This is a genomic window from Paenibacillus sp. FSL H3-0469 (assembly GCF_038051945.1).
Classification (GTDB): domain Bacteria; phylum Bacillota; class Bacilli; order Paenibacillales; family Paenibacillaceae; genus Paenibacillus_AQ.
Genome location: NZ_CP150302.1, coordinates 3,972,853 through 3,985,772, shown reverse-complemented (window position 1 = coordinate 3,985,772; position 12,920 = coordinate 3,972,853). Strand labels below are relative to the sequence as shown.

The following is a 12,920-nucleotide window of genomic DNA, read 5'->3' as shown; positions in this document are numbered from 1 at the left end:
AGGGCCTCAACCAGCTCAAACATGGTAGAAGGGGGCGGTGGGAGAACTGTTTTTAGTACGGGGTTTATCCCCAGAGGCTGTCACGTTCTCCCGGCTGCCTCCATCGTAAAACGGTTATTAAAAAAGGCCAACCAGTAATCTCTGGTTGACCTAATAATACGAAAGGCTGTCCTGGATGTGGAGGGTTGTTCCGCATCAGGGCAGCCTTTTTAGTTACTTAAGAATTGTATGCGAAAAAGCGAATACAATGGGTGCTGCTATGCCGGGGGAAGGGCCCCATGCTCTAAAGCCAGTAACATTTATAGAGAAATCTTGCAAGAAGTGCAAGATTGTTGCCCCATAGGAGCGGTCTATGCTGAAATCCTGCACGAATTGCAACAAATCCAGCGCTAACTTACTCTAAATACCAAAAATCCTGCAAATGATGCAACAATCCTCCATAGCCGGTAACATTTATAGAGAAATCCTGCAAAATGTGCAACAATGCTGCCCCTTACAAGCGGTCGGTGAGAGAAGGCGCGAGCATCCTTCACCCGCAGGGTGATTTTGTCTTGAAGAATGTATGATACTCCGGCCTAAATTTTGAAATTCTCGACCAATACCTGCAGCTTCTCTGCCAGGGAGGAGAGGAATGTAGCGGAGGATTCAACCTCCTGCATGGCCGCAAGCTGTTCCTGGGACGAGGCGGACAAGGTCTCCGCGCCCTCAGCTGTCTGATTGGAGACCGCCACGATCTTCTGGATCGAAGTGACAAGTCCCTCAGAGAGCAGGGCCAGCTCACGGACAGTGGCTGAAATCTGCTGGCTGTGGGAAGACATATCGGAGACGGACGACTCAATCTCGGAGAAGGAATGCCCGGCCGCTATAATCATTTCTTTGCCGTGATGCATCTCTTCCGTGGAGTGCTTCATGGTCTCTCCGGCCTTGTCCATCTGCTGGACAATCAGACTGACCAGCTCGCCGATCTGGCGGGCAGATCCGGCTGAACGTTCAGCCAGCTTGCGTACAGAGCCTGCGACAACGGCGAAGCCACGGCCCTCTTCTCCGGCCCGTGCAGCTTCAATCGCCGCATTGAGGGATAACAGGTTCGTCTCCTCGGCAATACTGGCTATGGTGCCGACAATATTCTCAATCTCTTTGGAATGGCTGCCGAGCGTCTCGATAATGCCGGAAAGATCCGAGATGCTTGCACCCACAATAGCCATCTGTGAAGTAGTCGAGTCCATAGATTCCCGGCCTGTCCGGGCCTTCTGGGAGTTGATGGCTGCCTGGTTCATTGCGCTGTCGGCATTGCCTGCAATTTCGGTAATGAAATGCGACATATCCTGCACGGCCTTGAAGCTGCCCTCCAGATTCTGCAGCTGGGTATGTGCCCCGTCGGCCAGTTCCAGCGTGACATTAACGCTGTGCTCTCCGGCCCGGTTAGTCTCCTGGGCGCTGGCGGACAGCTCCTGGGAGGAGGAGGCAACCAGCATGGACGTATCGTTGACCTGTGTAATCAGGTCACGCAGACTCAGGGTCATCGCATTGAAGTCGCGGGCAAGCTCGCCGATCTCGTCCTTGGCCTTGAAGAGCAGCGGTTCCCGGGTCAGATCTCCTTTGGCTACTGTGTTAACGGATGCGGACAGCTTGGTAAGCGGGCTGACCATCCGGCGGATCAGCAGATAGGCGGCGAGAATCGCAATAATCAGAATGGAGCTGCCGATCAGGAAGGGCTGGGTGATGATATCCATGGTCCGGGATTGAATTAAGGGGCCGTCGAAGTTAATCGCCATTAATGCAATGATGGGTTTGGTAGGGTCATGGTCCTGATAGATGGGGCCGAAGCCGGTTTTGAGGGAGGTGCCCTGATATGTATACACCTTCGAGTAGGCGGAATGCTTCATGGTGGTAATCATTTCTTTATCTTCATCAGAGAAGTAGAAGGGGTCTCCTGCTTTGTATCCCCGTTGTTTGAAGTTTTTGTCAGCGGCCAGTACCTTGCCGTCCAGCGAAAGAATGAAGGCTTCTTTGAAAATAGGCTTGTGATCACTGATCCATCCGATGCGGTCTTCAATCGCAGTCAGCTTGCTGGTATCCCCGGCAGCCAGAGCGGTTATGTCTGCAGGATCAATTAAGCCGGTAGTTATATTGGCGCAGCCTACCAATTCAATGCCTGCAGCTTCATCGATCTGCTTGTAAGCCGCATGATAACCGAAGAAGCCTATGGATGAACCAACCAACAGCAATACAATCAGCATCATCCATGTTAATTTTGTTGCCAATTTCATAACAAATATCACCAGCCCTGACTCTAAAAGATTAAGTGAATTATGGGGTTCACTGCTACGATTATAGCGCATACGCTGCGGTTTGAGCATAAGTCAAAAAAAAAGAATTTTTGTGTCGGAAAATGATGGATTATGTATAAAAAATCATTGAAAAGTAGGCGCGTATTCAAAAAATATTGTATGTCGGACCGGTATAATGGTACGCTTGAAGCAGAACAAACGGACTGGGAGCTGAAGGGATGTCACAAGAAGTCAATCCTTTGATCGAACGTGTGGGATTATCCATGTGGAAGGTTCAGCGCAGAATCATGTCGCAGATGTCAATGCATAAGGAATTGGGGCTGACTGTGCCGCAATTCGGGCTGTTGCATATGATCTTTCAGGAGCAGCAGGCACGGGTGATTCAGCTGGCGGACAAGATGGAAGTGAAATCCAGTGCAGTCACCGTCATGCTGGACCGGCTGGAGCTGCTGGAGCTGATCGCCCGCGTGACGGACGAGAATGACCGCAGAGCGGTAATCGTCACGATCACGGGCAAGGGACAAGAAGTGCTGGAAGAAGCACAGCGCCGGTCATTGCTGCTGCTGGAAGAGCATCTGGCCATTCTGGAGCCGGCAGAGCTGGAGAACTTCGCGGATTATTATCTCATGCTGGAGAATCAGGAGCGTTAACATAAGGATCACAAAGAAGCAGCGCTTCTCCCTTCAAGGAGAGGCGCTGCTTCTTGTCTTGTCTAGTCTGGCTATTCTGCGGCAGGCTCTTTGTCCGGCAATTGTGTAACATAGCTGTCAGACAGCTGGCGCAGCCGCAGAGCGCGGTTGTATTCATCCTCGTTGCCGGCCGGGGCAGTACCTCCGGTCGCCAGCGGATATTGGGTATTATCCTCGAAGCTGTTGCCCGGAATCAGCAGGGCAGAGCTGGAAATGAAGGAGCCGGTAGGCAGGTAATACCGCTGCGGCAGCAGATTGTAGGACTGGCTGAGCAGATCCTGGCCGAAATGGATGTTGTTATCCATCGATACCCCCAGCAGGCTGGCGGCCGTAGGCATAATATCGACTTCTCCGCCTACCTGCGCAAGCTTCTGCGGAGCAATTCCCTCACCATGGATGAGCAGCGGAATATTGAGCATATTGGCGTAGCTGTAATCATATCCGTAGATTTCCTTCATTAGCTGCTTGTCGTCATGATCCAGCGAATAGATCGGCAGTCCCATATGGTCGCCGTAGACCATAACCAGACTGTTCTCCCATAATCCGCTCGCCTTCAGTTCATCTACAAACTGTCCGAAGGCATAGTCCGCATAGTTCTGCGACCGCACATAATCGCCGACAAAGGTTCCTTCATACCGCTCAGGAAGCTTCATCTTGTGCTTCTCTTCAGGAATAGTGAACGGGTGATGCGCCGACATGGAGATGACCTGAGCATAGAATGGCTGGCCCGCATCGCTCATTTCCTTCAGCTTCTCCGAGGATTTGCGGTAGAGCACCTCATCGGAAGCGCCGAAGAAGAAGGCATCCTCGTCACCGAAGAACTGGTGATCGTAATACTTTTGCCAGCCGAGGGCCTTGTATAGCTCGCCCCGGTTCCAGAATTCCACTACATTGGTGTGGAACGTGGCTGTCTGATAGCCGTTGTCTCCCAGCAGACGGGGCAGGCTCGGAAGCTGCTTGTCAATATAAGACATGGTAGCCGCACCCTGCGGAGGAATATAGAAGGACGAATTGACCACGAATTCCGCATCGGAGGTGTTGCCCTGGCCGACCATCTGATAGAAGTTCGTGAAGTACAGGCTCTGTTCCATCAGACGGTTCAGGTTAGGGGTAATCTCCTGGCCGTCTACCTTAAGACCCATCAGGAAGTTCTGAAAGGACTCCAATTGGATCACAATCAGATTCTTGCCCTTGGCGGCACCGGCATAAGCCGAGACTGCTGAAGGGTCGATGCCCTTGAGCTGGTTAATCGTGCTCTGTGTGATTTCACTGGCCTGGACCAGCTCGGTTTTATCTTTGGCAAAGATCGTGTATGCTTCATAATTAAGGATGCCCATCTCCTGGGCCTTTTTGATCTCATTCATGCTCGCCTTATTCGGAAGAATATTGAACAGGCAGAGTCCGAGCGAGACCGCGAACAGTACGACATGCACCGTCCGGCCACTGCGCCGGTTGATTTGATCTTTTTTATAATTGCGGCCGTTCTTGTTAATGAAGAAGTAGAAGCCCAGCACAATGATGTCCGTGAAGATCAGCAGATAATAAGGGTCCATTAAGGAGAATACGCTGTTCTTGACGGCAGTGACCTGGTTCACTTGCTCGGCGGCATGGTAAGTGACAATGACCCCGTAATATTTGAAGTACATAATGGCGGCAAAAAAGATCGCGGTAACCAGCAGATTGACCGTCATGTAATACCCGAGCTTCCGTCTGGAAGCAAAGCGCTCAATCAGGAAAAACAGGGCCCAGACAAAGGGCAGCTCCGTCAATACGGATTGCCAGAACTTTAAATCATCAAAGATTACACCCCAGGCCAGCAGGCTTTTGAACAGAAAAAGAATGGAAAAGAACACAAATGGCTTAAGGAGCCATCGTTTTACAGTTTGGGATGACACAGCTTCGCCTTCTTTCTATAAAATGAACATGTTTCCCGGCTGAAAAGGAAACAGCAGCATGAGGACAGAAGAATACCATTATCAATAAAACTTATTATGAAGTGCCAGGGAAGGAATGTCAAAAATCAGAAGCTGCCGTATACTCCCTGAAGCGCGCGTAAACTACGGCTAGAACGAACCCGGCGCTGACCATTCCCTCAGGCGGGTTAATATCGGCGTTAAACGAAGAATATGAGCCATACGCAGCGGAAGCTGGCGGAAATTATTGGAGGTGGGGACGGATGGAGCATACAGAAATCACACTGTCCGTGAGGGCGCTTGTGGAATTTGCCTACAGCAGCGGCAGTCTGGAGCCGGGCTTCCGCAGCGGGGCTGCCATGGCGGAGGGGACGCGCAGCCATCAGCTGATCCAGAAGCAATACAAGGAAGGGGACCGCAAGGAGGTCTATTTGAAGACCGGAATTCCTTACGGGGATCTGCTGTTCCAGATTGACGGACGCTGCGACGGCCTGCTTACGGCAGAGGATGGGAGCCTGACGGTAGAGGAGATTAAGTCCATGGCCGGAATTCCGGACCCTGCATTTGAAGGGAAGGAGGTACACTGGGCCCAGGCTTACATGTACGCTTACATGCTGGCAACGGATCTTGAGCTTCCCTATATCCAGGTGAAGCTCACCTATGTGCAGCGGGGGAGCGAGGCGCAGTACAGTCTCTACCGGGAGATGTCCCGCGAAGCGCTGACGGCTTTTGCACTAGAGACCGTAAGCAGGTATGCGCCGTATGCCGAGATGATGGTCCATTACAAGGCGAAGAGAGGGGAGAGCATCGCGGCCCTGTCCTTTCCGTTCTCGGCCTACCGGCCCGGCCAGCGCCATTTCGCTGCCGCAGTCTACACCTCCATTGCTGAGGGGGCGAACCTCTTTGCCCAGGCACCGACAGGCATCGGCAAAACCATGTCCACCCTGTTCCCGGCGGTCAAAGCACTGGGCGAAGGCAAGGCGGCCGGTATCTTCTATCTGACCGCCAAGACGGTTACGCGGATCGCGGCGCAGGAGGCGGCCGCGATGCTGAACCGCCGCGGGCTGCATCTGCATGTCATTGCGCTGACGGCGAAGGAGAAGGCCTGCTTCCGGGAGGAGGGGATCTGCGGCACGGATTCCTGCGCTTATGCAGAGGGGTACTATGACCGGATCAACGGCGCGCTGATTGACATGCTGGAGCATGAGACGCTGATGACCCGGGAGACGATTGCCGGCTATGCCCATAAGCATCAGGTCTGCCCGTTTGAATTCTCGCTGGATGCCGCCTATGCCTGCGATGTTGTGATCTGCGACTACAATTATATCTACGACCCGCGCATCAGTCTGAAACGTATGTCCGAGGAACGTAAGAAGAACACAGTGCTGCTGGTGGATGAAGCGCACAATCTGGTAGACCGGGGCCGGGAGATGTATTCTGCCTCGCTTACCAAGGCCCCCTTCCTGGCGCTTAGCCGTGCCTACAAAACCGCGAATCCCCGGCTCGGCACTGCCGCCAAAGCAGTGAACGCATTCTTCATTGCGCTGCGCAAGAGCTGTAGTGACAAGGGGGCGGGAGAGTGGGCGGCCTATCCCGAGGAGCTGCCGGAGCTGCTGGAGAACTTCGCAGCCGAAGCCGAGCTGGAGCTGCTGAATCCCTCTTCTCCTGTAGGCTCTGCGCAGGCAGAGGAGGAAGGGGAGAACAGCCTGCTGGATACCTATTACGCGGTACAGGCGATGCTCCGCACCTTCAAAACCTACGATGAACGCTACATCACCTATGCCGAGGTGCGCAGCGGAGATGTGTATCTGAAGCTGTTCAATCTCGATCCGTCGCATCTGCTGCAGCAAATGGGCAAGAGCTTCCGCAGCCAGATTCTGTTCTCTGCGACTCTCTCGCCGCTCTCGTATTACAGGGATATGATCGGTGCGGGCGAGGAGGACTACAGTCTGAGCCTGGCCTCACCTTTTCACAAAGAGCAGTGGCAGGTATCTGTGCTGCCGGTATCCACCCGGTTTCATGACCGTGAGGCTTCTATACAGCCGCTTAGTGATGCGCTCAAAGGCCTGGTCTCTAAGAAGGGCAACTACCTGGTCTTCTTCCCCTCCTATCTCTACTTGAAGCATGTCTATGAGGTGTTCACTGAGAAGTACCCTGAAGTCCCCACGCTGCTGCAGGGCAGCGGGATGAGCGAGCCGGAGCGGGAGAGCTTCCTGGCGGCCTTCCGCCCGGATAACCCGGAGCCGCTGCTTGGCTTTGCCGTGCTGGGCGGTATTTTCTCGGAAGGGGTGGATCTGCCCGGCGACCGGTTGAACGGGGTGATGGTCGTAGGTGTCGGACTCCCGCAGGTGGGGCTGGAACGCAATCTGCTGCGGAGCTATTTCCAGTCACAGGGCAAGAACGGCTTCGATTATGCTTATATCTACCCGGGGATGTGCAAGGTGCAACAGGCCGGAGGACGGCTGATCCGCAGTGAGAGCGACAGCGGGGTCATTGTGCTCGCTGACGACCGCTTCATGCAGCAATCCTACAGGCAACTGCTTCCAGAGGAGTGGCAGGACTACTCTGTGATGACCTAAGCAGGTATAATCTTTGACAAGGCATTCACCAGACAACTCAGGAGGTAATGACATGACGCTTAATATCGGACTTGTTGGAACAGGCTGGTTCTCCAAGGTACATGCGGATTTGCTGGCGGGCATGGAGGATGTGTCGCTGAAGGCCGTTTGCGGCAGCAGCAAGCTTAAGGGAGAAGAGATGGCCCGCCCTTACGGGGCCGAAGGCTACGGGGAGATTACCGAGATGCTGGACAGCCACAAGCTGGATGCCGTCTACATCTGTGTGCCGCCACAATCGCACGGGGCGATTGAACGGGCGCTGATCCGTAGAGATATCCCCTTTTTTATCGAGAAGCCGTTAGGTTCAAGTACGGCCATTCCGGCAAGTCTGCTTGAGGATATCAAACAGCATCAGCTGCTGACCTCGGTAGGTTATCACTTCCGCTACCAGGAGAATATCCAGCGGCTGAAGCAGACGCTTGCCGGAGACAAGGTAGGGATGATTACCGGAGAATGGATGGGCGGAATGCCCGGCGTGGCGTGGTGGCGCAATCAGGAGCAGTCCGGCGGGCAATTCACGGAGCAGACGACGCATATTGTTGACCTGCTGCGTTATCTGGCCGGTGAGGTGACGGAGGTCTACGGCATGTTCGGCAACCGGATTATGCATGAGAAGCATGAAGGGGTGACTGTAGCCGATGTGGGCACCGTGTCGCTGAAGCTTGCAAGCGGCATTATCGCCAGCATCTCCAATACCTGTGTGCTGCCCGGTGAGGTGAACAAGGCCGGAATCAGCTTCTATAATGACAACGGCATGCTGGACTGGAACCCGGAGCGTCTTCTAGAGGTCCGCAGCGGGGACAGCAAGGAATACAGGAATACGGGCAACCCCTACGCGGTAGAGAGCGAGGCCTTCCTGTACGCTGTCCGCACTGGAGACCGCTCCCGTATTCTCAGCGATTATGAGGACGGGTACAAGACGCTGAAGGTAACCTGCGCCGCGTATGAATCTGCCCAGAGCGGATTGCCTGTGAAGCTGTAGGACTCTGTCTTAGGACCAGGGGGCTGCTTAATGAATGAACACGGCGATCATTGCAGGTGCCAGCCCGATGGAGAACAGCGCTGCCAGAATCATTGAGATACTGGAGATGGTGCCGGTCAGCGAGCTGAGCTCGAAGGCCTTGGAGGTGCCGGTGCCATGCGCTGCGGTGCCAAGCGAGACCCCGCGCGCCACTTCATTCTCAATGTGGAAGAGGCGCAGTACCGAAGGCCCCATCATCGTTCCAAGCACACCTGTGAGAATGACGAAGACTGCGGTGATGCTGGGAACTCCGCCTATGCTCTGAGAGATGCTCATGGCAATCGGCGTAGTTACCGAACGCGGGACCAGGCTGGTGGCGAGATCTCCGCTCAGGTGCATTAATTTGGCCAGCAGCATGGAAGACAGCACAGCCATTACCGTTCCTGACAGCACGCCTGCCGCAATTTCGGCGGCGTGCTTTTTGAGCAGCTTGAAGTTCTTGTGCAGCGGAATCGCGAAGGCGATGGTCGCCGGCTGAAGCAGGTCAGACAGCCATTTGCCGCCTGCATTGTAGGAATCATAAGAGCTGCCTGTGATTAACAGGAAGCCGATGATTACCAGCGGGGTGATGATCAGCGGAGAGGTATACATTTTGCCGCTGGCCGCATAGATCCGTTTGGTTATAACATATACCGTGATGGTAAGTCCAAGGAATAAGAGTCCAGTCATCATGAGCTTCTACGCTCCTTTACTTTATAGATCATACCTGTCAGCAGACCTGAGCTGGCCATGACAGCAAAGGTGCCCACGAGCACAACAGCCAGTACCTGCAGGCCGAAGGATTCGAGCAGCTTCGAATAGTTCATCACCCCGATAGCCGATGGAATGAAGAACAGCAGCAGCTCAGCCAGCAGCCACGAAGCTCCTGCCTCCACCCAGTTCAGACGGATCACGCCGGATTCGAGCAGCAGGAATAATAGAATCATCCCGATAATGCTTCCGGGAAGCGGAATATGCAGCAGTGAGGTTAATCCGTTAACCAGCAGGGAGAACACGGTTAGTCCGGCCACCTGCAGTAAGCCTAAGGCAATCTTTTTCATCATGATTACTTCCTTTCATCTCTTACTGAAATTTTACATCTAATTCTTTCATAGGTACAATGAATAGATTGAATATCTCACATTCTAATTGTCTATACATGGAGGGTGCCTAATGGATATCAGACAACTGGAGTATTTCGTGCAGGCCGCAAGGCTGAACAGCTTCTCCAGAGCCGCAGAATCGCTGTATATCACCCAGCCGACCATCAGCAAGATGATCCGTAATCTGGAGACGGAGCTGGGGGCAGATCTGTTCTACCGCGAGGGCAAAAGCATCCGCCTGACGGATGCCGGAGAGCTGCTGCTCATCAAGGCGCAGAACATTGTAGAGTCCTTTGCCAGCCTCTCCTCCGAGCTGGACAGCCTGCGCAATCTGAAGCATGGGCATATCCGAATCGGACTGCCGCCCATGGTGGGGGCGAGCTTCTTCCCGGCGGTCATAGGGGAGTTTCACCGCAAGTATCCCGAGGTGACGATCCGGCTGCATGAGGACGGGGCGAAAAAAGTGGAGGATGACGTAGAGTCCGGCCTGCTCGACATAGGAGCGATTGTGCTGCCGGTGGACCAGGCACGGTTCCATAGCTTCACCTTTGTGGAGGAGCGGCTGGAATTGCTGGTTCCCGCAGGCCATCGTCTGGACGGAGCGCAGCAGGTGCCGCTGAAAGAGCTGGCGGAAGAGGAGTTCGTCCTGTTCCGGGAGGACTTCGCCCTGCATGACCGGATCATCTCAGAATGTGTCAAAGCTGGCTTTCAGCCCAAGGTGGTCTACGAAAGCTCCCAGTGGGATTTGATCAGCCGCATGGTCGCCGCCGGGATGGGCATTGCGCTGCTGCCGGAGACCATCTGCCGGGATATCGACCGTTCGCGGATTGCAGTTATTCCCCTGACCGAGCCGGTGATTCCCTGGCAGCTGGGCATGATCTGGCGCAAGGACCGCTATCTGTCCTTTGCCGCCAGGGAGTGGATTACCTTTGCGATGAATGTACTTGGGGAACGTTATTCGCCGCCGGAGCCTCCGGAGGGTATATAAATAGCAGAGCTTATTTATACTTCCGCCGACATTTTTTTCTTTTTTTGCAAATTTTGTTTTTTGGCATCATGATTTATGATAGGGGAGAAGTTGATAGAGAGAAGGTGAGTAACTGTGAACCTTTACCAGAATTCTCCTGATGCCAATGGCCGGGATTACAGAGAAGATGAGCTGTTCCTTACTATAGAGAATTTAAGAAGCGAGCTGCTGGAGGTAGCCCAGGAACGGAGTCTGAGCGACCATGCAGTGCTGGAGCTTAGCCAGCGGCTGGATGGATATATTGTGATGGCCCAGAACCTGATGATGGAGAGCCTGCGCAGCCGCAAGAATGGAGCCGCGCCCTACGGCAAGAATAAGAAGAGCCAGCGGATCCGGAATCAGGCGGCTTTGCAGCAATAATTGATGGTGAATGTAATCATGGTCCTACTAATGTGGGGCCATTTTGTTGTGCTTTTCGTTGTGCTTTTCATAGTGTTGTCCTATAATGGCAATTAATAGAAGGATAACCTGAATGATGGATAGGGAGGTGCCGGGTGGAAGCGAAGCTGACTACATTACGTACGGAAATTGAGAAGAGTCTGTCCCGCTCGGGCCATAATCTTGCCTCATTTGCCAAAGTCTCCGGCCTGAACCGCGGCAGTCTCAGCGCCATTCTTCACGGCAATCCGCCGAAGCCCATCTCGCTGGGACAGCTGGATGCCATGATCCGGGCCTTTGGCTTCCCGGAAGGCTGGTTGTATCCGCTGTATGTGGATGAGTGCTTCAGTGAAGAGCGGATCTCCCGCCGCCGCATTGAGCCCTTCCTGGTCAAATGTGCCGAGATGGGCAAGCAGCAATGCATTGAAGAGGTCTTAAGGCGGATTATGGAATATCAGCGGCCGCTGGATATCATCTACAGGGTGGCAGAGAGGCTATTCTGCAGCGGAAAAGTACAGGAATCCATCGTGTTCTACAAGCTGATAGTAGACCATGAACAAGACAGCTATTCCGAGCGCATGGCGATTAGCCAGTACCGTATCTTCAAGTCGCTGCAGTCCACGCCCGATGTGGATATGGAGCAGAAGCTGCGCGCTGTAATCAGCTTCGAGCCGTACCGCGGGCTGCTTCCCGAGGAGATGCAGCTGGACGGGCTGCTGAAGCTGGCGAAGGTATGCTTCGCGCTGCACCGCTGGAAGGATGTTGAGAAATTCGCCGACGAGCTGAGGGCATTAGCCAGCGGAATCTACCGCGAGGAGCTGCGCCGCAGTAAGGGGAAGAGGGCAGAGGCCTTTCAGGCAGAACGTCCGCTGGTGGTCTATTACGGGCACGGTTATCTGCTGAAGGCATCGGCGCTTACCAAGCAAGGGGAGTATGAGCAGGCCAAGAAATATACCGCCGGGTATGCAGACCTGAGCTGGTTCGAGATGCTGGATGACGAGGGGCGCAGCAGTGTGGACAGTTTCAAGCTGTTTGCTACGGCCAACGGATTCACGCTGGAGATTCTGATGGGCAACATCTCTGTATTGCCGTCCTATATCGCTTTCTTGTCCGAGCATCCCGGCGAGATTCTGTCCGGCATGGTAATCATTATGGAGTCGGCCAACCGCTTCGGGTTCTCCGCTGATGCAGTGATGTCGCGCTTTTCCCGGGAGATGCTGCGCTTTGAACAATTCCAGGATACGATTAATGTAGACCGGGTGTACCGTCTCTATTATCAGATTGCGATCTACCATATCTCCCGCATGCAGTATACCAGGGGAATTGACTATATTCTTCATTGTCTGCGCCTGACCATCAGGCTGAACAGCGGCAAGGACTTTATTAATTGTGTAACCTTATTTGAAGTGAACAGAGACTACGCTTCGGATACCCAGCAGAATGCTTACCGGGAGCTGATCAGGGAGGTGAGAGCACATGAAGAGATCACTGTTGATGACGGCCAGCGTTTTGGTATTGTTTAGCTTCATTCTTGCGGGTACAGGAACAGACCAGAGGTCGAAGGTGAAAGGCTTTACCGCTGTTGAACACGGAGTGGAATTTTAGAGCAGATTAGAGCAGTTAATTGGATAGCTAAGAGAGACTCCCCGACCCTCTGTGTCGCGGGAGCGTTTGCGCGTGGTAATGTGAAATAAATTACATAGTAAGAGCATAATCAGGAATTGACAAATTGCAGGCACGAAAATATAATTAGGTAGCCTAATTAATACATGGTTTAATTATTTGGAAACCTAACTAAAAATGGGGTGGAAGCATTGGGATAAATCGCGAAGGTGAAAACTCAGTCGGACACAAGCTTTTCTCTGCACTTCGGAAGCTGCGCAAAGGGCATTGGCATCACT

General features: G+C 53.5%; 10 protein-coding genes. 6 read left to right on the top strand and 4 right to left on the bottom strand.

Going from position 1 to position 12,920, the window contains the following annotated elements; genetic code table 11:
• Positions 1-575 precede the first annotated feature (575 nt).
• On the bottom strand, positions 576-2,270 hold the full coding sequence (locus NSS83_RS17450) for a methyl-accepting chemotaxis protein (protein WP_341346135.1): 1,695 nt from the start codon (positions 2,268-2,270) through the stop codon (positions 576-578).
• 239 nt (positions 2,271-2,509) lie between these two features.
• Here NSS83_RS17450 and NSS83_RS17445 point away from each other — a divergent pair, with 239 nt between their 5' ends.
• A complete protein-coding gene (locus tag NSS83_RS17445; protein ID WP_341183540.1) occupies positions 2,510-2,941 on the top strand; it encodes a MarR family transcriptional regulator in 432 nt (143 codons plus the stop codon).
• Between the two features lie 71 nt (positions 2,942-3,012).
• Here the strand turns inward: NSS83_RS17445 and NSS83_RS17440 are convergent, their stop codons facing one another.
• Positions 3,013-4,875 (bottom strand): LTA synthase family protein, encoded by a 1,863-nt coding sequence (locus NSS83_RS17440; protein ID WP_341346134.1) that lies wholly within the window; start codon positions 4,873-4,875, stop codon positions 3,013-3,015.
• A gap of 281 nt (positions 4,876-5,156) precedes the next feature.
• On the opposite strand from NSS83_RS17440, the gene NSS83_RS17435 reads away from it, so the two are divergent.
• Entirely contained in the window at positions 5,157-7,472 is a 2,316-nt protein-coding gene (locus tag NSS83_RS17435) for an ATP-dependent DNA helicase (protein ID WP_341183542.1), read from the top strand.
• Between the two features lie 52 nt (positions 7,473-7,524).
• Positions 7,525-8,493, top strand: coding sequence for a Gfo/Idh/MocA family oxidoreductase (locus tag NSS83_RS17430; protein WP_341183543.1), 969 nt, complete (start codon positions 7,525-7,527; stop codon positions 8,491-8,493).
• A gap of 27 nt (positions 8,494-8,520) precedes the next feature.
• Here the strand turns inward: NSS83_RS17430 and NSS83_RS17425 are convergent, their stop codons facing one another.
• Together NSS83_RS17425 and NSS83_RS17420 are read right to left on the bottom strand one after the other, a co-directional pair.
• Complete coding sequence (locus NSS83_RS17425) at positions 8,521-9,201, bottom strand: CidB/LrgB family autolysis modulator (RefSeq protein ID WP_341185186.1); 681 nt, start codon at positions 9,199-9,201, stop codon at positions 8,521-8,523.
• Positions 9,201-9,572, bottom strand: a complete 372-nt coding sequence (locus tag NSS83_RS17420) for a CidA/LrgA family holin-like protein (RefSeq protein ID WP_036728241.1) — start codon at positions 9,570-9,572, stop codon at positions 9,201-9,203. Before NSS83_RS17420 ends, NSS83_RS17425 begins: the two co-directional genes overlap by 1 nt.
• A gap of 112 nt (positions 9,573-9,684) precedes the next feature.
• On the opposite strand from NSS83_RS17420, the gene NSS83_RS17415 reads away from it, so the two are divergent.
• From NSS83_RS17415 to NSS83_RS17405, 3 genes are all read left to right on the top strand, one after another.
• Positions 9,685-10,602, top strand: a complete 918-nt coding sequence (locus NSS83_RS17415) for a LysR family transcriptional regulator (protein WP_341183544.1) — start codon at positions 9,685-9,687, stop codon at positions 10,600-10,602.
• A 114-nt stretch (positions 10,603-10,716) separates the two neighbouring features.
• Complete coding sequence (locus NSS83_RS17410; protein WP_341016056.1) at positions 10,717-11,001, top strand: aspartyl-phosphate phosphatase Spo0E family protein; 285 nt, start codon at positions 10,717-10,719, stop codon at positions 10,999-11,001.
• Between the two features lie 134 nt (positions 11,002-11,135).
• Entirely contained in the window at positions 11,136-12,542 is a 1,407-nt protein-coding gene (locus NSS83_RS17405) for a DNA-binding protein (protein ID WP_341183545.1), read from the top strand.
• Positions 12,543-12,920 lie beyond the last annotated feature (378 nt).